The 22,451-nt window shown below is 37.9% G+C and carries 18 protein-coding genes and 5 pseudogenes; 13 read left to right on the top strand and 10 right to left on the bottom strand.

Annotated features, from left to right (window positions below):
• Positions 1–101: 101 nt before the first annotated feature.
• From tolR to ACFILD_RS03240, 9 genes and pseudogenes are all read right to left on the bottom strand, one after another.
• Complete coding sequence (tolR, locus tag ACFILD_RS03280; protein ID WP_375643262.1) at positions 102–554, bottom strand: protein TolR; 453 nt, start codon at positions 552–554, stop codon at positions 102–104.
• Between the two features lie 14 nt (positions 555–568).
• Positions 569–1,282 carry a protein TolQ gene (gene tolQ / locus ACFILD_RS03275; protein WP_273790464.1) on the bottom strand — a complete coding sequence of 238 codons (714 nt, stop codon included), beginning with the start codon at positions 1,280–1,282 and terminating at the stop codon, positions 569–571.
• Between the two features lie 1,711 nt (positions 1,283–2,993).
• Positions 2,994–3,434 carry a tol-pal system-associated acyl-CoA thioesterase gene (ybgC, locus tag ACFILD_RS03270; protein WP_273790465.1) on the bottom strand — a complete coding sequence of 147 codons (441 nt, stop codon included), beginning with the start codon at positions 3,432–3,434 and terminating at the stop codon, positions 2,994–2,996.
• Between the two features lie 224 nt (positions 3,435–3,658).
• Positions 3,659–4,753 carry a Holliday junction branch migration DNA helicase RuvB gene (gene ruvB, locus ACFILD_RS03265; protein ID WP_273790466.1) on the bottom strand — a complete coding sequence of 365 codons (1,095 nt, stop codon included), beginning with the start codon at positions 4,751–4,753 and terminating at the stop codon, positions 3,659–3,661.
• A 13-nt stretch (positions 4,754–4,766) separates the two neighbouring features.
• Entirely contained in the window at positions 4,767–5,381 is a 615-nt protein-coding gene (ruvA, locus tag ACFILD_RS03260) for a Holliday junction branch migration protein RuvA (protein WP_375611757.1), read from the bottom strand.
• A 13-nt stretch (positions 5,382–5,394) separates the two neighbouring features.
• A complete protein-coding gene (gene ruvC / locus ACFILD_RS03255; RefSeq protein WP_273790468.1) occupies positions 5,395–5,910 on the bottom strand; it encodes a crossover junction endodeoxyribonuclease RuvC in 516 nt (171 codons plus the stop codon).
• A 1,601-nt stretch (positions 5,911–7,511) separates the two neighbouring features.
• A pseudogene (locus tag ACFILD_RS03250) lies at positions 7,512–7,771 on the bottom strand (DUF1465 family protein); the annotation flags it as partial.
• A gap of 22 nt (positions 7,772–7,793) precedes the next feature.
• Entirely contained in the window at positions 7,794–8,312 is a 519-nt protein-coding gene (locus ACFILD_RS03245; RefSeq protein WP_375649927.1) for a DUF1465 family protein, read from the bottom strand.
• Between the two features lie 179 nt (positions 8,313–8,491).
• Positions 8,492–9,634, bottom strand: coding sequence for an OpgC family protein (locus tag ACFILD_RS03240; RefSeq protein WP_375630931.1), 1,143 nt, complete (start codon positions 9,632–9,634; stop codon positions 8,492–8,494).
• 365 nt (positions 9,635–9,999) lie between these two features.
• Here ACFILD_RS03240 and ACFILD_RS03235 point away from each other — a divergent pair, with 365 nt between their 5' ends.
• From ACFILD_RS03235 to ACFILD_RS03175, 13 genes and pseudogenes are all read left to right on the top strand, one after another.
• Positions 10,000–10,662, top strand: a complete 663-nt coding sequence (locus ACFILD_RS03235) for a thiamine phosphate synthase (RefSeq protein WP_375660656.1) — start codon at positions 10,000–10,002, stop codon at positions 10,660–10,662.
• Between the two features lie 75 nt (positions 10,663–10,737).
• Positions 10,738–10,887 (top strand): annotated as a pseudogene (locus ACFILD_RS03230) (thiamine phosphate synthase); the annotation flags it as partial.
• A 302-nt stretch (positions 10,888–11,189) separates the two neighbouring features.
• Positions 11,190–11,885, top strand: coding sequence for a hypothetical protein (locus ACFILD_RS03225; protein ID WP_375664762.1), 696 nt, complete (start codon positions 11,190–11,192; stop codon positions 11,883–11,885).
• Positions 11,886–12,608: 723 nt separating this feature from the next.
• Positions 12,609–13,008: pseudogene (locus tag ACFILD_RS03220) on the top strand (helix-turn-helix domain-containing protein).
• A gap of 375 nt (positions 13,009–13,383) precedes the next feature.
• Complete coding sequence (locus ACFILD_RS03215) at positions 13,384–13,749, top strand: helix-turn-helix domain-containing protein (protein ID WP_375641837.1); 366 nt, start codon at positions 13,384–13,386, stop codon at positions 13,747–13,749.
• Positions 13,750–14,121: 372 nt separating this feature from the next.
• On the top strand, positions 14,122–14,487 hold the full coding sequence (locus ACFILD_RS03210) for a helix-turn-helix domain-containing protein (RefSeq protein ID WP_375664761.1): 366 nt from the start codon (positions 14,122–14,124) through the stop codon (positions 14,485–14,487).
• 364 nt (positions 14,488–14,851) lie between these two features.
• Positions 14,852–15,895, top strand: coding sequence for a tetratricopeptide repeat protein (locus tag ACFILD_RS03205; RefSeq protein WP_375637574.1), 1,044 nt, complete (start codon positions 14,852–14,854; stop codon positions 15,893–15,895).
• A 606-nt stretch (positions 15,896–16,501) separates the two neighbouring features.
• The gene (locus ACFILD_RS03200; protein WP_375664760.1) at positions 16,502–16,870 is read left to right on the top strand and encodes a helix-turn-helix domain-containing protein; all 369 of its coding nucleotides are present in this window, start codon (positions 16,502–16,504) and stop codon (positions 16,868–16,870) included.
• A gap of 630 nt (positions 16,871–17,500) precedes the next feature.
• Positions 17,501–17,899, top strand: a complete 399-nt coding sequence (locus ACFILD_RS03195) for a hypothetical protein (protein WP_375658038.1) — start codon at positions 17,501–17,503, stop codon at positions 17,897–17,899.
• A 352-nt stretch (positions 17,900–18,251) separates the two neighbouring features.
• Positions 18,252–18,635, top strand: a pseudogene (locus tag ACFILD_RS03190) (helix-turn-helix domain-containing protein).
• Positions 18,636–19,065: 430 nt separating this feature from the next.
• On the top strand, positions 19,066–19,641 hold the full coding sequence (gene efp / locus ACFILD_RS03185) for an elongation factor P (RefSeq protein ID WP_015856958.1): 576 nt from the start codon (positions 19,066–19,068) through the stop codon (positions 19,639–19,641).
• Between the two features lie 11 nt (positions 19,642–19,652).
• Entirely contained in the window at positions 19,653–20,444 is a 792-nt protein-coding gene (locus ACFILD_RS03180) for an inositol monophosphatase family protein (protein ID WP_273790481.1), read from the top strand.
• 8 nt (positions 20,445–20,452) lie between these two features.
• Positions 20,453–21,151: pseudogene (locus ACFILD_RS03175) on the top strand (inositol monophosphatase family protein); the annotation flags it as partial.
• 165 nt (positions 21,152–21,316) lie between these two features.
• Here ACFILD_RS03175 and ACFILD_RS03170 read toward each other — a convergent pair.
• The coding region (locus tag ACFILD_RS03170; RefSeq protein ID WP_375664759.1) for a hypothetical protein at positions 21,317–22,451 on the bottom strand (1,135 nt) is incomplete at its 5' end.

The raw sequence follows: 22,451 nt of genomic DNA, 5'->3' as shown, positions 1-22,451 counted from the left end.
ATGCCTTATTTATGCCTTACATTTTTTCATTTTTAATCACTCTATGCTCTTTAAAAAAAAATTAAAAACAACCGGTTATGCGCAATTTTATTACTTATTATTTATTGTGCTAGACTTGCTAACGCAACTTGAGAAAACCCCGATTTTTGAATATCCGCCAGCAGTTTTAATACCTGCTGATATTCAACAGTTTTAGCAACCCGCACAAAAACCCGTTGATCTTTTTGTGTAGCATCTGCTTCCAGAAGAGTTTTAAGGTGTGCAATCAGGGCCTGTGACGTTTCATAATAATCTTGATTAATGGCAAAGCGCCCTTGCGCGTCAAGTGAAACCGTAAGGGGTGTTTTTTGAGCTCGTACGGGACCCGCTTGACTACGAGGCAAATCTAGAGGAACACCGTTCACTAAAAGGGGAGCAGAGACCATAAAAATAATCAACAAGACCAGCATGACATCCACAAAAGGAGTGACATTGATCTCACTCATCAGTTGGCTTCGTGAATGATGCCGCCTACGTGTATTTTTGCGAGAAGAAGAAGCAACAGAAACGCCCATGGATAAGCTCCTTTTTATAAAGAGGAAGGTGCTGTGCGTGTTTCATCAATACGCCGCGATACAATTGTTGAAAATTCATCGGCAAAATTTTCTATTTGTGCAATGATGCGCGCACTTTCATGAGTCAACTTGTTATAAGCAATAACGGCTGGAATTGCTGCAAACAAACCAATAGCGGTTGCCAAAAGCGCTTCTGCAATCCCCGGCGCGACAATGGCAAGTGATGTATTTTGAGAAGCTGAAATAGAAAGAAAAGACTCCATAATACCAATAACTGTTCCAAAAAGTCCGATAAAAGGTCCAGCAGACCCCAGTGTCGCAAGAAAACTTAATTTTGATTCTATTTTTTCACTTTCACGTCCCAGCGTCAAATCCATAGCCTTATCAATTCTGCTCTGCAAACTTTTCGATGTATGGGTCCCTTTTTCAAGAGATTTTTTCCATTCAACCATTGCTGCTATAAAAACTGCGGATATACTATTGGTACGTTGACTTTTGCATGATGCATAAAGATCTTCTAGCGCTTTGCCGGACCAAAATGTACGTTCAAACTGCTTTATTTCACGCCGTATTCTCCGATACGTAAAAATTTTATCAAAAATAATTGCCCAACTCCAGATGGAAGCGAGCAGCAAGCCAATCATAACACCTTTCACGATCCAACTCGCTTGCATAAACAAATGCAACATTCCAATTGTTTCCGGATTTGTTAGTTCACCATGCGGCATAATTTTTATCCCTCTAAATGAAAGGTGTATTTTTAAAAGTTTTATAAAACAGATTATTTTATAGTTTCTAAATTTAAGTAAAAACTCTAGTCTCACATAAATCCATGCGCTAAAACAAGACTTGTTTCTTAAATTTCCTTAAAAAGTGATGACGAGAGACATCCCTCAATGCAGGCCCCTCCTCATTTCACAACAGCATTTATGAAAAATATAACGATAAGAACTTCTCCATAAATACTATAAAAATAAAAGATATAAAAATGCATAATATAAAATCTATTATGCACCACCATCTTTACGCTTATGAAAAGAACGCTAAATCATCATACGCGTTTTAAGCTTAAAATGCTGCAATAAGTCTTAGCACTTGAAAAGATTCATAAGAAGCATTTTATTCCTTTCTTAAGTGTTTTTGTACCCACTCATCAACCCCGCTTGTGACATGTAAGAAAATGTTTTTAATTAATTCGCAGCAATAGAGCTTGAAAAGAAAAAATCTTACAAGTTTCAGAATTATCTAAAAATTGCAACGCAGTGAATGATCATTATAAATAAATATGTTATCATCATGAAAAATTATGCTTTGCCTCAGGCTATTGTTTCTCTCATTCTTTAATAAGATCACACCATCGGGCAAAAAAACGACACTAAACCACCCTACCACACCTCACAACAATGCGCCTCCCCCACGCACCCCTACAAGTCCTATATAATCTAGTGTAAGTCTCATGTAATCTCATTGTGTTGTGAATTTGCCTCTTTCAATGCCTATCATCTCTCTGGCACTATGGTATAACGTAAAAGCTTCTGTGATATGAAAAAAGCCTTTTCACGTCTTTACTTCATGAAAACCAGCTTCTTCGCTCTCTTTGCTCACTTGCGATATTTGATCGTTATTGCATTGAGAATGATACATAAGGAACATTTTTACAATTTTTTCAATGATTTATATTGCTCTCTTATGATGTGTAAGCAAATGATTTTAATTGTTTCAACATGAACAGATTTGAAATGCAAAGTATTTTATTCCTCTATTGGAATTTGTGCCCGTGAGAAGTGATAATTTATCTTTCTAAGTCAATATATTATATAGAATAATATGCTTTTGAAACTTTAAATCAAGAATGCATTTCTGCTTTATATACATTGATCTCTCACTCATTTACTACGCTTAGAAGCGCACATAAAGTGATGCATTATAGATAGAAATGGATGAAACACGCGCTCTTGTGATGCCAAATGACAATCCAGTAAAAAAACAAATCAAATTGCTTAAAAACACCCTTTGGGCGTTTTTAGACAATTTTCAACCTAATGGCTTATTATCACTTTATTGCAATATTGCGCTGGGTATGTGCATTTTTATAAAAACAAATCTTAATCCATTTTTTATTTATTTTTTTTTGTACTTTTCTGTTGTTTTCTGATGCCAACAAACCTTTCTTCAAAAGAAAGAAAAATATCTTGAGTTTATAACAGAAAATGGATGATGAAACATTGATTTTGAATCATAACATGGATGAGGCGTGTTTAATTTTGTGAAATATCATCTTCAATTTATTGTAGTGTTGTAGCTGAGCTGTTTTCTTTTGCTGTATCGTGTAACCTTGTTGGAAAACATTTAGGCTATGATAAATGTATAGTTTTAGATTGTAGATTACTTTATATCTGCCGATCTCTCCTAAAGCTGCTGGTTCAATGAATAATACTTTTAACCAAGAATTTTTGCAAAAAGTTCTTTGGGTAAACGTCGCGGTTTTGCCTCCTCATTAATCAGAGCAATTTCAACTTTGGCTGTTACCAACGTGGTCATCTCATGCAAAATAGATTGCTCCATAAAAAAGCGTGCCCCTTGGATATGAGTAACACGTGTTTTAACGACTAAAAGATTATCAATTTTAGCTGGTCTTGAAAAATTAATTTCCATATGACGAACAACAAAAAACAGTTTTTCTCCCTCAACCCCTGCTGCTAACATCTTATTATTAAAACCGGCATCTCGTAAAAACTCTGAACGTCCTCGTTCAAAAAACTCAAGATAACGCGCATGATAAACCACACCGGAAAAATCTGTATCAGCAACATAAACGCGGACCTGAAAATTATGAAAAGCGTTTGTATGATTGCTCTTAAAAGGTGTTATTTCTGTCATCGACTTCATGCCCCATAAAATCATCTAATATAGCTAATATAGCAAATTGTTTATCAATCAAAAGATTGAACACATTTTTGTGTTGAAGTTGTGGAAAGCAAAAGCAAAAAACCCTCAATAGTGCCAAACTTTTTCGACCAGAATATGTTAAAGGAAGCACGTCTCTTGTATTTTATGACCTTGCTATAAAATGTTCAAATAGTTTCTTTTAATGAAGAAATGCCTTAGTCATCTTCCCCATCCCATAAAGACGTCTGAAGTAATGAATTGTCTTGAGCATCAGAAAGTTGAGAACGCCTTTGTATAGACGTTGTAGAGGCTGGAGCAGAAAGCCCTAAATGGCTCCAAGCCTTTTCAGTTAGAATGCGTCCACGAGCAGTTCTTTGAATAAAACCTTGTTGGAGCAAATACGGTTCAACAATATCTTCAATGGCATCGCGTGGTTCTGATAAAGCAGCAGCAATCGTTTCAATCCCCACCGGTCCCCCTAAAAAAGTTTCCGCAATCAGAAGCAAGTAGCGACGGTCAAGCGGATCAAGACCAAGATGATCGACCTCAAGGCGCGAAAGCGCTTCATCGGCGATTTTTTGGTCAATTTGTTTTGCTTGTTTAACCAAAGCAAAATCACAAACGCGCCGTAAAAGCCGTCCGGCAATACGAGGGGTCCCCCGTGCTCGGCGTGCAATTTCATGGGCACCATCATCACTAATCTTGACGGCAAAAAGCCGCGCATTACGCTGCACAATATATTCCAATTCTTCTATCGTATAAAAATTGAGACGAATTGGGATGCCAAAACGGTCTCTCAGCGGTGTGGTCAAAAGCCCCAAACGTGTGGTTGCCGCTACCAAAGTAAATTTAGCCAGATCAATTTTCACCGAGCGTGCGGCCGGCCCCTCCCCAATGATCAAATCCAGTTGATAATCTTCCATGGCTGGATAAAGAATTTCCTCAATCGCCGGATTTAAGCGATGAATTTCATCAATAAACAAGACATCACGTTCTTCAAGATTGGTCAAGAGAGCGGCTAAATCTCCTGCTTTAGCGATGACCGGCCCTGAAGTAGAGCGAAAATTAACGCCTAATTCTTTTGCCATAATCTGTGAAAGCGTTGTTTTTCCCAACCCCGGTGGTCCTACAAACAAAACGTGATCCAGCGCTTCTTGCCGCGTTTTTGCTGCTTCAATAAATATTTTTAAATTAGCCCGTGCCGCTTCTTGACCAATAAAGTCATCGAGAACTTGTGGTCTTAAGGAACGATCTGGATCGTTAGGAAGGGAGGCGGAACCCAGAAGGCGTTTATCTTCATCTTTATGCATTGTTACCTTGATTTTAAGTAGGAGAAGAAAGCAATTTGAGACTATGGCGGATCAGCAGGGCAGAAGAAACAGTTTCCCCCTCAAGAGCGTTCATCGCAAGAGCAAGAGCACGGGATGCATGCTCCCGTTCAAACCCTAGCTTCATCAACGCGGAAAGCGCATCATGCGCAGGTTGATTGGTCATCTCACGCTGAGAAACCGAAACAGTCTTGACCGCTTGTTCAAAGGGGAGTGTTTTACTTTTCAACTCACCCACAATTCTTTCACTGACTTTTTTACCAACGCCCGGCGCTCGACTAATCATCGCAACATCGTTTAAGGCAATAGCCTGTGCAAGTTCATCTGGCGATAAAGTACCCAAGATTGCCAAAGCAACCTTTGCCCCCACTCCAGGAACATTTTGTAGAAGACAAAACCACTCCTGTTCAGCTCTTGTAGCAAAACCAAAAAGGCGGATTGCGTCTTCCCGAACATGCGTTTCAATAAAAAGGCTTAACGCCTCCCCAACAGAGGGTAAAGAAGGACGCAGCCGATTTGACACAAAAACAACATAACCCACACCGTGCACATCAAGAAGGATATGATCATCAAAGATATGTTCAAGAGTGCCCTTTAATTTGCCAATCATGTTGCCACCCCACTCATATCGCCTTCCTTGCCTGATAAGATAGGTCAATACTGTTACGGTGCATACTATGACAAAGAGCAAGAGCAAGAGCATCAGCCGCATCACTGCTATCAAATTCAGCCCGTGGGAGGAGAACTTTGACCATCATATGGATTTGTTCTTTAGCCCCATGTCCAACACCAATAACCGATTTTTTCACTTTGTTGGGCGCATATTCAAAAACAGGAAGATTGGCTTGCGCAGGAACCAGCAATGCAATTGCACGTGCTTGCCCAAGTTTTAAAGTTGCTGTAGCATCTTTATTGACAAACACATGTTCTACAGCGGCTTCATGGGGCATAAATTGATGCACAACCTCTGAAAGACCTTTGTGGATCTGACATAGTCTGGAAGCCAGCTCACACTTTACATCAGAAGAAACCGTCCCTGCTGCAATAAACTGAAGACGATTACCCGCAACATCGATAACGCCCCACCCTGTACGCCGTAATCCGGGATCAATGCCTATAATACGAATCGTCTCTGCCATAAACTACAGTCTATACACTTTTCCCCCCTGTGAATAAAGATGTGAATAAAGACAAGACCACAAAGAAAACAACAACCCAAGACAAAACCAGTAAAAAGATAATCATCCCCCCAAATTTATACAATTATAACACGCAACGAACAGCATCTTTATGAAGCATAACTGAAATCAATCAAAACCATTCACACATCACAAGCAAGCACCCTATCAAGCACCCTCTAAAGCATAAAAATTCCCTTTCTATATCATTTCCAATGCCATAACGGTTAAACATCGCAAGCGAGAAAATAGATCAGTGCTGGATTGCACATTCATAAGTATAAAAAGGCTATGAAACAGATGCTACACACTTTGCGAAAACTTTTTACATTATAGCATGACGCTACCATAACACGACAAAACGTTGATTTATAAAGATAATTAATTATTTTGTATGTTGCATAAGAATCCCGAATATCCTAAGATTTTCTCATTACAAATCTGTTTATATTGAAGCAATCAAAACCATTCTCTTACATATGAAACGTGGGATTGCCGTATAGAGTGAAACTGTACAAGAAAGGACTAAAAATAATGCTTCTAATGAATTGTCTCAAGTTCCAAAGGCTGCCGCAACATTGGGGACTGGCAAAGATGATGATAGTGCCGGCTTTCTCCTTTGCAAGCATAAAGATGAGAGAGGCTCAACGGATATGAATAAGAACTGAGAAATATTTTTGAATATACTCATCACACCACAATGACATTGCGTAGAGAGGGACATTTCATAGAGAGGAACATGCATAGGGGCACAAGGAACCCATGGGACATTCATTATATGGCACTATATGGCACTTTATTTTGGATATTTTATTTTACGCGAAGGAAAATACCTTCCATTCAAAACAAAAGAAGCCCAAAAACTGTAACAATGTGTATCATCCTCATTAACACACGCTTTACAGCAACTTTATAGGCATAAATTATAGAGCATAAATAAATTGATGTACAAGCCCCTACTCTATCTTAGAGCCAGATCATTATCATAACCAAAACAAAGTCACACGATAGATCAACAGAAAGTGTTCCAACTGCAATCAACCAAAGCCGATTTCCCACAAAACCAACCATACTCCATCCCATGCCATATTCGAAATCAATACCTATACCCTTCAGCTATAAGCTCAAGATATTTCCTACGCTCAAATAGAAATTAGGCAGAAAAAAGCACTCTAGATTAGTTTTAGTTGTGAAATTTCGGTTGTAAAAAAAATGGGTATACTGCTCTAAATATCGCAAGAAAGAAGCAAGGAGCTATTATTCTCAGAACGCCCAAAGGCTGTTTTGAGCAATTCGATTTGTTTTCCCACTGGATTATCATCGTTCAAGATAAAGCCGCCGCTTATTGACCAAAGTGCTTAAACTACAGCAGCATCTCTAAATGAAAAAAATGCACGCTTCTAAACGCAATGAATGAGAAACAAATTGGCGAAAAACTTCTGGCAATTCATGCCAATAAAAGGGAAATTTTCCAATATTGGTGTATGAAGTGACACTTTTACAATTTCTTTTTTTATTTGTTCTGATGACATTTCCCCTTCGCACAAAGCAAGAAAATACCACTAAGAACGCCCAAAAGCTGTTTTAAGCAATTCGATTTGTTTTCCTACTGGATTATCATCTTCTAGAGCACAGGTGGCTGCAGTTTCCCACCCAGCACGCATATACGCTATACGCGCTTCTAAACGCAATGAATGAGAAACAAATTGGCGAAAAACTTCTGGCAATTCATGCCAATGCGGGGTTTCAAGTTCCAATGCTCAGTGTATGAAGTGACACTTTTACAATTTCTTTTTATTTGTTCTGATGACATTTCCCCTTCGCACAAAGCAAGGGGAGTACCTCTAAGAACGCCCAAAGGCTGTTTTGAGCAATTCGATTTGTTTTCCCACTGGATTATCATCTTCTAGAGCACAGGAGGCCGCAGTTTCCCACCCAGCACGCATATAGGTTATCCGCGCTTCTAAACGCAATGAATGAGAAACAAATTGGCGAAAAATTTCTGGCAATTCATGCCAATGCGGGGTTTCAAGTTCCAATGTCGGTGTATGAAGTGACACTTTTACAATTTCTTTTTTTATTTGTTCTGATGACATTTCCCCTTCACGCTCTGCGCGAAGAAGAAGGAGTTGAGAAGCGATTTGCATAAGTCGTGTACTTAAATACATAGCCTCTTTTGCATAGATTGCAGAAACCTCTGCCGAAAGAGAGCGTGCTACTAATTTCCCTTCTGAGTCAATATACGCTGCGGTTTTTTCAATCAGCGCCATTGTTTCTTCATAGAGACGATTAAAAGCATTTTCAAAAGCATTATGCTCAATCATGATAATAGGTTCATCATATGGACGTTTATGTACACTCACGCTTTTATACTCCAAGTATCAGCACAAAATTATACCACTCAACGAACAGAGTATTAAAAAGTTTCTTTTGTTGCTGTATAGAACGCTTTTTTTAAAACTGCTACCTCTTTTAATTTTTTTGCGCAACGCACTTTTTATACTAAGGTTAACGTGCCCAACAAACACTATAGGAATGTTTTTTATAAACGGATCATTTTCCTTGAAAATGACCACTGCCAAGATTGCCGTTTTTCACAATAATAAGCGACTCCAAATTGCAAAGCAATACCCGTTATTATTAAGAGGGTATCGGAAAAAAACGTTTCTGTCATCACTGTTTTTATAATTTGTCCAAACATCGCAAAAATGGTTCCCGTTACAAAGACCGGTAAACTATGTTTTCCTAAAATTGCTAAAGGATGTTTCTGAGAGACATAAAACCATTTATTGATGCACGGCAAAGAAAGAATGAGAAAGGCTAATGCAAGAACATGGAGTAAACGTGGCAAGCTTAAAAAGGTTTTATTAAAGTTCAACAATGGGGAAGACCAGCCAAGCCACCCCAAAATGCCCCACCAGTTTAAGCGAACCCATAACAGCGCCAACAAGAGATACGCTGCCGCACAAACAATCCAAAAAGACTGAAAAGCGATTTTTTTTCCTTGTTTAAGCGCTAAAGTACTGGTCAATCCTATGACAAATAAGAATTGCCAAGACAAAGGATTTAAAAACCACTTTCCCTTTAAAGGATAAGAAGGAGGAGCAATTTTATAAAATCCGCAGATAAGATACAGTGTAAAGGAGCCCAAAAGCAGCCATTTTGTCTGCTTACAACTCAAATAAAGGATAAAAGGCGCAAAAAACATCAAAACGATATAAAGAGGAAGAATATTATTATATCCCAATTGATGCCCAAAGCTTAAGGTACTCAAAAATGCGATACCAGGCTCTTTAAAAAAGAGTCCCACATTGTTCATCGATAAAAGTTTTTCTGTTTTCCATAATAAAAAGGCAGCAAAAAAAAGACTTAACGTGACAAAAGTAGTAAAAAGATATGCACCATAGAGCTGCAGAGCTCTGTACCAAAGTTTTCGGATAATAAAAGCAAAGGATTTTTGCTGTAACCGTCCATGAAAGCTTAACCCAAGAGCAATCCCTGAAAGCAAAACAAACACTTCTGCACAATCAGAAAAACCGAAATTTCTATGAGTAAAAGACTCATAGATCGTTCTGGGAATATGGTTGATGAAAATCGTCAATAAGGCTAAAGAACGAAAAACATCAATACGTGTATCACGGCGAAAAGGTTGAGTATTATGCTCAAGAATACCTTGGTATTTCATCAGTGGACTCCCACACGTCACACCCCCCTTGAAGTCCCATAAAAATGGTGCTTACCCTTATTGCCAACAAGCATGAACAGGATGAAATTTTAATCTTTAAGTGTCAAGTTTCATTTTAAGCGTTTATTTTTTAAAAGGCAAAAGTTTTTTAAAGGCAAAAGAACGAAAAGCGTCCATACGTGTATCACAACAAAAAGGCAACATATTATGCTTAAAAACACTTTCATTTCTCATAAGCAGGCTCCCACACACCCACAAATCCTTTAAATTACGTGAAAATGGTGGGCACTTTTATCACAAATAAGCATAATAGAATGAAACTTTAATTTTTAAGCATTATTTTTTCTAAGAAATAGGGATTTGACATGACACAACAAAAAAATAAACCAATTGATCCACCTCTTTTCCCTCAGTTGATTTTAACACTTGATGTTCGGCGCAACACCCCACACACATTTTTGCAGCAAATTTTGCAAACAAAGTCTTTTGCATGCGTCATCCTCTATGATTCTGAAAAGTTGAAAGATGATGGCTCTTTTTTACAACAACAAGCACAAACTTACGCAGAAGATATTCAACATCATGACGCAGCCCTTCTCATCGCTGATGACAGCCGCATTGCTGGGCGCATAAAGGCTGATGGATTGCACATAGAAGATGATCTTAACGCTCTTGAAAGCTTCAAAAATCAGCAAAAGGAACAAAAAATCATAGGCTTTGGCAATCTACGCAATCGCCATAGTGCTATGCTTGCAGCGGAAACAGGTGTTGATTACCTGTTCTTTGGAAAACTCGGTGCTGATAAAAAACCCCAAGCGCACCCCCGCAATCTCCAGTTAGCAACATGGTGGGCAGAAATTATGCAAACCCCCGCCATTATCCAAGCAGGAAGCGATTTTTCAACCTTTGATGAAGTCTTAAAGACTGGATGTGAATTCATTGCTGTAGAAGAAGTCATTTTGGGGAACGACAACCCCTTAATACTGCTTAAAACAATGCAAGAAAAATGTGAGAACACCCCCTTGTAATATAGGAGACATACATAAGCCGCTGATAAAACCCCATACACTCACTCATGCAATACCCAGTGAACATAGCGATAAGCAAAAGCTACGAAAATCCCTGCCATAGTTCAAGCAGGAAGCAATTTTGCACTCTTTGATAAAATCTTAAACACCACATATGAATTCATTGCTGTAGAAGAAGTGATTTTGGGGAACGACAACCCCCTGATGATACTTAAAATGATAAAAATAAGGGAAAAACCAAAGCACTTTCAAAAAAACAGTACACTGTCTCAAATTAAATTAGAGATTTTAGTTACTAACAATAACAATAACAATAACAATAACAATAATTAATAATAATAATAATAATAGTAGTAGTAGTAGTAGTTATAGATTACTTAATATAAAAATAAATAATTTTTAATTAAGGGATATTGTAAATGTAATTAACAGTAATTACATGAGTTATTGTTGCATAAATTATTATTCAACAAATTTTATCAATAAAAAACTGTATAATACAGTTTTTAAATTAAAAAGGAGAGCAAATGAAAAATACAAAAAATATTGATTTTGACTATATTTATAATTCATTTATTTCAAGATTTTATTGGAAATGTAACTATTTTGAAAACGTATTTTCACCTTTCTATATAGAGAAAAGTCTTTTTAAACATGGCATGTTAGGTCTTTTTGAGGATGAAACACAGGGGTTTTTACTGTTACCATGTGAAGCTCACTTACAAGAAGGAGAACCAACAGAATACAAATGCAGTGGGAGTGGCTATTCAAAAATAATTAATAAAGAGAATATTGTCATTCTTAGAAATGGTATATCTAGTGATATTCCATCTTTAATAGCTAAAAAATATGCAGAGAGTATATATAGTATATTTCAAAATCATGGTATTGTAGCGCGCACATTAGAAAATGCGGTTTCATTCCCCATAAATCCTGAAAGCCCTATACAAAATTTAGAAAACTTGCGAAAGCACCTAGAAACTTCAATCTCTGTAGCTGATCCTGGAAGCCTTATACAAAATTTAGAAGATTTGTGGCAACAACGAGACGACTTGCTTAATGAAGCTTTCTCAATATTAGGATTAAAAAAAGGAGATAATTTTATACGCTGTGTACATGCAAGAGAAACTTTTGTGAAAAATTGTAAAGATCGTTTTAATTTTGATATTAGTTTTAAAAGCCAATATGAATATCAGGAAGAATTATCCTCTCGCTTACGGTAAAATCAAGCACCATTAATTGTCATTAGGATGTGAAAATTATAGTAGTAAAATAACTATGCTTTGCTTTAATGAGAGGCTCTCCGCCTCTCATTAAAAAGCTGTAAGTTAAAAAAACTTTTTTCATTTTTACTGCAATCTCCTAAAATCACTTTATTCCCCCTATAATCACTTTAATCATTGAGCAAATGTTTTTTATCGCATACACAACACCTAGGAAGGGTTTGAAACAACTTCTTGCATATTAAAATGGGAGAGATTTTTTCAATTTTAAAAGAAGCTTGTATACTACCATTGTCCGAGCATCCGTACCTATATTGTCAAAGTGAGAGAGTGCTAAGATTGCGGGAAATCATAGCGCATCCAAATTATCTTATATTGTATCGAGTAGCTGCAAAATAAATTGAGATTTTAACCGTAGTACACGCCCGCCGTAAATTTCCTAACTCCATTTGATTTGATGAAAAACGCAATACCTCTCACGAGAAAAACACTATTTTAATTTTTATTGTAAATTTCCTGAAATTACTTTATGAATTAAAAGATGTTTTGGTCGCATACGCAACGACCAAAAGGGGCCTTGAAAACCCTAAGTTCTAGCGTAAAGATGAGCCCACTTTGTGGGTATCCCGGAATTCTGGGAGTTTTTGCTATGTCCAGGTGCTTTAAGCACTAAAAGCAAAAAGGCTGACTAGAACTCAGTATTTTCAAGCTCCCGGAATACTCATGCGAGGGCGCTCGCGACCGGCGGGGGCTTTAAAATGCGAACCAAAGATCTTGATAATGATATTTTCATTGGCAAAAAAATTCGTTTGAGACGAAAAATGCTAAAAATGTCTCAAACAACTTTAGGACACGCTTTAGGTGTCACTTTCCAACAAATTCAAAAATATGAAAACGGCTTAAATCGTGTCAGCGCAGGGCGTTTAATGGAAATTTCTGATATTTTGAATGTTCCCATTGCCTTTTTTATGCCGATATCATTACAAAACAACAGCCCCCATATCATCATGATGAAATCGCATCAAACACAGAGGAATACCTGCTGCTCAAAAGATTTAGAGTTCTAACAACGGTAAAAAAGAAAGCCTTTTTACAACTGATCTCTGATGAGAATGCAAGCTAACATAACGCGATAGTGTGTGCTATTCAAAGTCCCCTTTGTGAACACTTTATTGCTTGAATGCAAAACATGCCAACTCCCTGTTTTAAGAAACGACACGTTAAGAGACACTATTTTAATTTTTATTGTAAATTTTCTAAAATTACTTTATGAATTAAAAGATGTTTTGGTCGCATACGCAACGACCAAGAGGGTCTTGAAAGCCCGAAAATCTAAACATGAATTTACCCCACTTTGTGGGTATCCCGGAATTCCGGGAGTTTTTGCTATGTCCAGGTGCTTTAAGCACTAAAAGCAAAAAAAGCTGATTAGATTTCAGTACTTTCAAGCTCCCGGAATACTCATGCGAGGGCGCTCGCGACCGGCGGGGGCTTTAAAATGCGAACCAAAGATCTTGATAATGATATTTTCATTGGCAAAAAAATTCGTTTGAGACGAAAAATGCTAAAAATGTCTCAAACAACTTTAGGGCACGCTTTAGGCGTAAGCTTCCAACAAATTCAAAAATATGAAAAAGGCTTAAATCGTGTCAGCGCAGGGCGATTAAAGAAAATTTCCGATATCTTGAATGTTCCACTTTCCTTTTTTTATGCCGATATCTTAACAAAACAGCAGTCACCATACCACCATGATGAAATCGCATCAAGCACAGAGGAATACCTGCTGCTCAAAAGATTTAGAATTCTAACAACGGTAAAAAAGAAAGCCTTTTTACAGCTGATCTCTGATGAGAATGCAAGCTAACATCACACGGATAGCGTGCGCTATTCAAAGTCCCCTTTGTGAACACTTTATTGCTTGAATGCAAAACATGCCACCCCTCCATTTTAAGAAACGACACGTTAAGAGACACTATTTTAATTTTTATTGTAAATTTCCTAAAATTACTTTATGAATTAAACGGTGTTTTGGTCGCATACGCAACGACCAAGAGGGTCTTGAAAGCCCGAAAATCTAAACATGAATTTACCCCACTTTGTGGGTATCCCGGAATTCCGGGAGTTTTTGCTATGTCCAGGTGCTTTAAGCACTAAAAGCAAAAAAAGCTGATTAGATTTCAGTACTTTCAAGCTCCCGGAATACTCATGCGAGGGCGCTCGCAACCGGCGGGGAAAAATGCAATCTCAAAATCTTAATATTGATATTTTCATTGGCAAAAAAATTCGTTTGAGACGAAAAATGCTAAAAATATCTCAAACAACTTTAGGGCACGCTTTAGGCGTAAGCTTCCAACAAATTCAAAAATATGAAAACGGCTTAAACCGTGTCAGCGCAGGGCGATTAAAGAAAATTTCCGATATCTTGAATGTTCCACTTTCCTTTTTTTATGCCGATATCTTAACAAAACAGCAGTCACCATACCACCATGATGAAATCGCATCAAGCACAGAGGAATACCTGCTGCTCAAAAGATTTAGAATTCTAACAACGGTAAAAAAGAAAGCCTTTTTACAGCTGATCTCTGATGAGAATGCAAGCTAACATCACATGAATAGCGTGCGCTATTCATAAGCATTCATACGTATTTTTAAAAGCAACCTCCATTGTAAGCATTTTTTCATTTTATGTGGATAAGCCATTGATATAATAGAAGATAAGCATCTTTACATACGATAACCCCTCATCATTATTATTTTTAACAGGACTGTATTATTTTTAACAGAACTGTTTTAAACAGTCTGTCTCTCGTCGACATTTATGCTACTTTTTTAACTTACCCAACCCTACCTTGAACCAAGACGAAAAACTGAGAGATAAAAAGTAATATAGAAATGAGATTCTTATACGGCTTGTAATGATGAAAAAAAAATGTGAAAATTCTGATCGGTAATGAGGAGAAAACACCATGATCAAGAGAAGCGTGAAGCTGCTTATCTTAGGCGTGATTGGGCTTGCAAGTTCTGCTGTAATTTCAGCGGGAAACACTGAAGAAATCTCAAATTCTGAAAGCTCTTTCAATACGATTCAAGAAGCTTCAAACACTCAAGAACCCTTTCAGCCCTTAAAAGCTGGAGACTATGACCAAGCCTATGACTATTACATCCAAGGTTATTATTTAAAAGCTTTTCGTGAAGCACTCCGACGTGCTGAAAAAAATGATCCTTTTGCACAAACTCTTCTTGCCCGAATTTATATGGAAGGATGTGCTGTTCCTATTGACGGTGCGCGTGCTGCTTTATGGTTTGAACGCGCTGCAAAACAGGGGGAACCCCAAGCACAACTACGCTATGGACTTATGTTGTTTGATGGTAACTTTATAAAACAAAATCAAGGACTTGGTGCGCAATTCATTCAAAAAGCTGTCAAAGCAGGCGTCAAGGAAGCCTATTTTTATTATGGACAACTGCTTCTTTATAAAGCCTCACAGGAAAAACAAGCTCTCCCTGGTGTTTCTTCCCAAAGTCGTGAAAATGAAGCAATAGAGCAAGCCTTAAAATGGTACTTAAAAGGTGCTGCTCTTGGGGATGCTGATGCTGCTTTTTCTGCTGCAAAAATTCTTTCCTTAGGCACGTTAAAGCGACCAAAAGATGATCGCAATGCCCGCAAGCTCATGGAGGTAGCGGCTCAAAACAACCACTTAAAAGCTCAACTTCATTTAGCACAATGGCTTGTACAGGGGCGTGGAGGAGAAACAGATTTTCAGCGTGCTTTTCATTTACTTCAAAGAAATGCGATCAACATGGTAGCACCAGCACAGATTTCCCTTGCAAGGCTTTATCGAGATGGCACAGGAACAAAAGGCGATATAATAATGGCAGCGGCATGGTATATGCTCGCAAAGGAGGCAAAAATGCAAGCTCCTGATCTTGAAATAATGCTCCAAGGCATGGATAAGGCACAACTAGAAAAAGCGCACAAAGAAGCAATAAAGCTCCTTCCTGTTTTTTAAAATACTCCTCTCTGCATCAAAAAGATAAAATTTATAGAAATTCCGGGAGATTTTGCTCTGTCCAAGTGCTTTAAGCACTAAAAGCAAAAAGGCTGATTTGAGTTCAGTATTTTCAAGCTCCCGGAATACCAACGCGAGGACGCTCGCACTCGGAGGGGGCTTTAAAATGCGAGCCAAAAATCTTGATAACGACATTTTCATTGGTAAAGAAAACGCACTGGTATCATTTGCTTAAGCAAACAATACCCAATAAGCAAAAGAGCTAGGCTATCCTGAAAATTCCGAAAGCTCTATTTTTTCATTCTTTTTTCTTGGACGAAAAACACGCCGCCTCTCAGTAAAAAGCTATTTTTTATTGTAAATTTCCTAAAATTACTTTATGACTTGAAAAGTGTCTTGGTCGCATACGCAACGACCAATAGGGATCTAAAAACCCGAAAACTCAAACATGAATTGACCCCGCTTTGCGGGTATCCCGGGATTCCGGGAGATTTTGCTATGTCCAAGTGCTTTCAGCACTAAAAGCAAAATGCTGATTTGAGTTCAGTGTTTTTAGACTCCCGGAATACCAACGCGAGGGCGCTCGCAACCGGCGGGGGCTTTAAAATGCGAGCCAGAAATCTTGATAACGACATTTTCATTGGCAAAAAAATTCGTTTGAGACGAAAAATGCTAAAAATGTCTCAAAAAACATTAGGTCAACATTTAGGTGTTACTTTCCAACAAATCCAGAAATATGAAAACGGCTTAAATCGTGTCAGCGCAGGGCGTTTAAAAGAAATTGCCGATATCTTAAATGTTCCACTTGTTTTTTTCTATGCGGACACCTCAGCAAAACAACAGCCCCCATACCCTCATGATGAAATCGCATCAAGTACAGAAGAATACCTGCTGCTCAAAAGATTTAGAGTTCTAACCTCGATAAAACAAAGAGCCATTTTACAATTACTCTCTGATCAAAATGAAAGCTTTTAACATCATAATATAGGGCGCTACACTCTCTATTCTTGACTTGCCTCCCACCCCTCAAAGGACAGAAGCCCCTTCCCTATCCAGTTGGGAAACAATCCGTCTTCTCAGAACAGAACTCTTTTAGCTTCCCATTTTATGTGGTTCATTTCACAAGATTATCCGGACAAGCTCCCTCAAATATTCACCACACACTCTCATAAAAACATCACATGTGCAAAATTTGATACCTTATAGCACCACACCTCAAACGATAGTATTTTACAGCAAACAGGATAAGCATTCATACGTATTTAAAAAAAGACATCCCTCAAAAAGCAATGCTTGAAAATTTTTTTGATCAATCTGGAATAACACTTAACACATCATTTTATAATGGTGATAGAGGACATGATCTTAACATGCAAACGCAAAAAATTGCTTTTTTATCATAATCACTAAAAGCAGCTGTTTATTAAAATATACGCCACCAGAAGCACTTCAAGCAGCCTTTACAGCTGAAACCATTATTCATTGATTAATTAACCGATTGATTAGATACCGATATGTTGTTAATGTGCTATAAGTAAAGTTGCTCTTATTTCTGGAAGAGGAGCTTCGCAAATAAAGAGCAACAATAAGTAAGGGGAATTAAAGATGTTAAAATATTTATTGCTGTCACCGGTTGTGTTGGTGGCTGGTTGCGCATCTGTAGGCAATTATTCATCAAATTATGTTGATCAAAGTCTTACAAAGCGTCAGGCACAATTAGTCGCTAACAAATTTATTAGCGATATCAAGAGACCTCTACCACCAGCTACAACCACATTTCTTATAAAGAAAAATAATACAGCAGACAACTTTACTCCTTTATTTATCAATCTGTTGCGACGGAATGGATATAATGTGATCTATACAGATCAACCTCAAAAGCAACAAAACATGGGTGTGAATTTGAGGTATAGAATAAAATTAAATAGTAGCACTATAGTGTCTCTTTTTCAGTATAGTGTGAACGGAGAACTACGTGCTCATATAAGTACTCAGCCCAGATGAACCCGCTATTTAATGTAAACATTCTCTATATTTTACACGTAAAGACTTAAAAGCTCTTGCGAAAGGCAAAGAGATTTGCACCTCAATAAAAAACCTCATTTTTAGCCAGAGTGGATAAATTTTATTATAGATTGTGACAATACAAAATAGTGTAAATTATAGCTTTAAGATTTAAGAAAAGAAGAATACTAAAAATAATGAAAATGCCCCACACCCTAGTGAATTGTTACGCGAAGATGTAAATGCAAAACTTGGACTATCTGTGATTGAAGCAGCTGAAGAGTTTTCTATATCCCGTGTAGCATTTTCTAGGGTCTTGGTAAAATCCTTATAACGACATTTTCAGTGGCAAATTCATTGGCAAAAAATTCGTTTGAGACGAAAAATGCTAAAAATGTCTCAAAAAACATTAGGTTAACATTTAGGTGCCACTTTCCAACAAATCCAGAAATATGAAAACGGATTAAATCGTGTCAGCGCAGGGCGTTTAAAAGAAATGGCCGATATCTTAAATGTTCTACTTTCCTTTTTCTATGCTGATATCTTAACAAAACAACAGCCCCCGTACTCTCATGATGAAATCGCATCAAGTACAGAAAAATACCTGCTTCTCAAAAAATTTAGAGTCCTAACCTCGATAAAACAGAAAGCCTTTTTACAGCTGATCTCTGATAAGAATACAAACGAACACCCCGCGATAACACACACCACGCTCTATCCCATGAGACACTCATAATAAACTCCGTATTCACATATTCTTAATTAAAAACACCTCATGGTTTTAGGGAACTTATATCATTACCATCAATTATATCATTGCCATCAATGATGATATTTTACGACACAACGGGATAAATTTCCCCAAAAATTCTAAAAAATTTTTGTGCAAATTTTTAAAAAGCTTGCGTCTGAGCGCTTTTTATGGTCTTGCAAAGAACTGAAAAGCAAAAATACATAAAGGTCCTTTTTTACTTAAGCTTTTCTCTTTGCAAAAAGCAGGAGAAAGCCCATAAAGAGCACACAGGACCATGAGAGAGCCGCAAGGTTAATCAAAGGGATTTTAGCCCGAAAATAACAAAAGAGCTTGACTGTTAAAGGCAGCAAAGAAAAGCGCCATAAAGACAACAAGAGAGTTCTTTTTGCAAGAATAGAATTGGATAGAAACGATGAAAATTAATGGCAATGAAATTCGCCCTGGTAATGTGATCGAACATCAAGGAAGTTTATGGGTTGCTGTTAAATGCAACGCTGTAAAACCAGGAAAAGGTGGTGCATTTAACCAAGTTGAAATGAAAAATTTGATTGATGGTACAAAACTTAATGAACGATTTCGCGCTGCTGAGACCGTTGAACGCGTGCGCCTTGAACAAAAGGATTTCACATTTCTTTATCAACAAGGGGATGCTTTGGTCTTTATGGATTCAGAATCTTATGAACAACTTGAACTCCAAAAGGATTTTGTTGGTGAACGTGCTGCGTTTCTCCAAGATGGGATGACTGTCACAGTTGAACTTTATCAAGAAAAGCCTATTGGCATCTCACTTCCTGATCAAGTTGCTGTCACGATTGCGGAAGCCGATCCTGCCATCAAAGGACAAACGGTTACCTCCTCTTATAAACCCGCCATTCTTGAAAACGGGATTCGTATTCTTGTTCCCCCCTTTATGAATGCTGGTGAACGTATCATTGTAGACACCAATGAGTTGATTTATTTGCGTCGTGCAAATGAAAAAGATAAATAAAGGAATAAAAAATGGCCCATTCTGCAGTCATGAATGTCATGGTGCAAGCTGCAATGAAAGCAGGACGCTCGTTGGTACGTGATTACGGTGAAGTGCAAAATTTGCAAGTGTCTTTGAAAGGACCAGCAGATTATGTCAGCCAAGCAGATCGCAAAGCGGAAAAAATTATTTTCAATGAATTAAGCAAAGCGCGCCCCAAATTTGGTTTTCTGATGGAAGAGTCAGAAGAAATCATTGGAGAAGATTCACAACACCGTTTTATTGTTGACCCTTTAGATGGCACCACAAATTTTCTCCATGGCATTCCTTTTTTTGCTGTTTCCATTGCCTTAGAAAGCCAAGGGAAAATCGTTGGTGGTGTCATTTACAATCCCGTGAATGATGAACTCTTCACCGCAGAACGCGGGTGTGGTGCTTTTTTCAATGACCGCCGCTGTCGCGTTTCTGCACGGCGCAGACTAGAAGATTGTGTCATTGCCACAGGCATGCCTCATTTTGGTCGCCCAAATCATGGAGCCTATCTTATTGAATTACGTAATGTGATGGCAGAGGTTGCCGGACTTCGCCGTTTTGGTGCTGCTGCGCTTGATTTAGCTTATGTTGCTGCTGGAAGAACCGATGGCTTTTGGGAAGATAACCTGCAAATTTGGGATATGGCTGCTGGAATACTGATGGTTCGTGAAGCAGGTGGTTTTGTCACCGATAAAGAAGGTGGTAGCGATATATTCCGCAAAAAAAATATCATTGCCGGCAATGAACACATTCGCCTAAAATTAGAAAAAACCCTCAAAAAAGGCATTTAAACCTCAGAAAAGATCTAGCAGATTATGTCTGCCAAGCAGATCGCAAAGCGGAAAAAATTATTTTCAATGAATTAAGCAAAGCGCGCCTCAAATTTGGTTTTCTGATGGAAGAGTCAGAAGAAATCATTGGCGAAGATTCACAACACCGTTTTATTGTTGACCCTTTGAGATGGCACCACAAATTTTCTCCATGGCATTCCTTTTTTTGCTGTTTCCATTGCCTTAGAAAGCCAAGGAAAAATCGTTGCTGGTGTCATTTACAATCCCGTGAATGATGAACTCTTCACCGCACAACGCGGGTGTGGTGCTTTTTTCAATAACCGACGCTGTCGCGTTTCTGCACGGCGTAGACTAGAAGATTGTGTCATTGCCACGGGAAATGCCTCATTTTGGTCGTCCAAATCATGGAACCTATCTTATTGAATTACGCAATATAATGATGGAAGTTGCCAAACTTCGCCGTTTTGGTGCTGCTGCTCTCGAATTTAGCTTATGTCGCCGCAGAAAAAACCGATGGTTTTTGGGGAGATGACCTGCAAATTTGGGATATGGCTGCTGGAATACTGATGGTTCGTGAAGCAGGTGGTTTTGTCACCGATAAAGAAAGCGGTAGCGATATATTTCGCAAAAAAAAATATCATCACAACAAAACGCCCCAAGAAGCAACAACGACATCAGAAGCCAACATCCTCCCCTACTTCTCTTAAGAAATCACCGCCTACACAGCAAAAAAGATTGACTATAATTTAAAATATCCCCTCTCTGCTAAGGGCTATCACATATGCCTCTCATAGTTTTCACCTCTACATGACAACAGAAATTTTAGCAAATCCATTGATTTATACAGCCATTCCCCCCCCTTCATTTAACCATTATCTCAGATAGTCTATGAAATACTCTCGAGATTTATAGTAACAAAAATCTTTGTTTTCCAAAATTGCTTTCTGCATTTCACTTGCAAGCTGCTCTTTATCTTTTTCAACAACCTCTTTCAGCGCCTTTATCTTCTCATTACCGAAGATAATTTTTAATTTTTCTTTTAATTTTTTTTCCTCAACAAGCTTCTCCCAAAAGATCAATCGGTTATCACATGTCTCATTTGCTGCTTTTATCCATTCTCTGGCTCCTAATTTGTAAACTTTTTCAAATGTTGGATTCCCCTCAGCTATGGAAAGATCTTTTGCTCTATTTGTGTCATTCTCTTTACAAGTATTGATTACATCTCTAACTGTGACAGAATGGCAACCATTATCAAAGGCAACATAGCCTTTTTTCACTGTTTTAATAAGCTTCTTATAGTAAATGAAAGTTTCTCTTGCCGCCTTATAATCACTGGAAAAATCACACAACAACAACAACACTTTCTTTTTACAATATAATAATAAAATACACTCACCAGACCAAGATTCCGAAAGCTTTAGCATTTCCTCTATCTCTTCGTGTTCTGTACTTATAGATATGTTGTCCCACAAAGTATCTGTAAATTTTTTCTTTTTATCCTCCCCTGTAGAGTTTTCCTTTTGGTGCTGTTTGCATTCAGCTGTAATCATATCATCAAGAACATATAACCACCAATGAAGTAATAACATCGTAGGTTGACTCCGTTTTTTGTTCGTAAGAGGATCTACAAACTTTTGCAGAGTTATTCCATTCTTTCTCATTAATCGCACTGCTTTTACAAAAAATTTCCTAAAATACGAGGTATCCAAGAGACTACATATTTTTTTGTAATGTTCATAAGTAAGTTTTTTTTCGAGTGCTTGTTTGTACAATAAACGCACTTCGTGCTCCCCTCGAACACAAATATCCTTTACAAATGGAAGCCGATCTCCACCGACTTTCATATCTTCCCTAGGATTTTTTATCCCCAGTACGTCTCTTTCCCATAGCCTTACTCCCTCATCCCATTGTTTCAACCATTCCTGCGATACTTTTTGAGTTTTTTTAACAAGCCTTTGTTCCCCTTGTGCAATAATATCTTGATATCCAGCGCACTCTTGCTCTTTT

It is taken from the genome of Bartonella sp. CL162QHHD (assembly GCF_042195435.1).
GTDB lineage: Bacteria > Pseudomonadota > Alphaproteobacteria > Rhizobiales > Rhizobiaceae > Bartonella.
Note: the sequence above shows the minus strand (reverse complement) of the source record. Positions and strands in the feature narration are given on the sequence as shown.

What these genes read in the sequence shown, in the direction of transcription:
- tolR (WP_375643262.1), bottom strand. Translation starts at nt 554, where the DNA reads ATGGGCGTTTCTGTTGCTTCTTCTTCTCGCAAAAATACACGTAGGCGG.
- tolQ (WP_273790464.1), bottom strand. Translation starts at nt 1,282, where the DNA reads ATGCCGCATGGTGAACTAACAAATCCGGAAACAATTGGAATGTTGCAT.
- ybgC (WP_273790465.1), bottom strand. Translation starts at nt 3,434, where the DNA reads ATGACAGAAATAACACCTTTTAAGAGCAATCATACAAACGCTTTTCAT.
- ruvB (WP_273790466.1), bottom strand. Translation starts at nt 4,753, where the DNA reads ATGCATAAAGATGAAGATAAACGCCTTCTGGGTTCCGCCTCCCTTCCT.
- ruvA (WP_375611757.1), bottom strand. Translation starts at nt 5,381, where the DNA reads ATGATTGGCAAATTAAAGGGCACTCTTGAACATATCTTTGATGATCAT.
- ruvC (WP_273790468.1), bottom strand. Translation starts at nt 5,910, where the DNA reads ATGGCAGAGACGATTCGTATTATAGGCATTGATCCCGGATTACGGCGT.
- ACFILD_RS03240 (WP_375630931.1), bottom strand. Translation starts at nt 9,634, where the DNA reads ATGAAATACCAAGGTATTCTTGAGCATAATACTCAACCTTTTCGCCGT.
- ACFILD_RS03235 (WP_375660656.1), top strand. Translation starts at nt 10,000, where the DNA reads ATGACACAACAAAAAAATAAACCAATTGATCCACCTCTTTTCCCTCAG.
- ACFILD_RS03225 (WP_375664762.1), top strand. Translation starts at nt 11,190, where the DNA reads ATGAAAAATACAAAAAATATTGATTTTGACTATATTTATAATTCATTT.
- ACFILD_RS03215 (WP_375641837.1), top strand. Translation starts at nt 13,384, where the DNA reads ATGCGAACCAAAGATCTTGATAATGATATTTTCATTGGCAAAAAAATT.
- ACFILD_RS03210 (WP_375664761.1), top strand. Translation starts at nt 14,122, where the DNA reads ATGCAATCTCAAAATCTTAATATTGATATTTTCATTGGCAAAAAAATT.
- ACFILD_RS03205 (WP_375637574.1), top strand. Translation starts at nt 14,852, where the DNA reads ATGATCAAGAGAAGCGTGAAGCTGCTTATCTTAGGCGTGATTGGGCTT.
- ACFILD_RS03200 (WP_375664760.1), top strand. Translation starts at nt 16,502, where the DNA reads ATGCGAGCCAGAAATCTTGATAACGACATTTTCATTGGCAAAAAAATT.
- ACFILD_RS03195 (WP_375658038.1), top strand. Translation starts at nt 17,501, where the DNA reads ATGTTAAAATATTTATTGCTGTCACCGGTTGTGTTGGTGGCTGGTTGC.
- efp (WP_015856958.1), top strand. Translation starts at nt 19,066, where the DNA reads ATGAAAATTAATGGCAATGAAATTCGCCCTGGTAATGTGATCGAACAT.
- ACFILD_RS03180 (WP_273790481.1), top strand. Translation starts at nt 19,653, where the DNA reads ATGGCCCATTCTGCAGTCATGAATGTCATGGTGCAAGCTGCAATGAAA.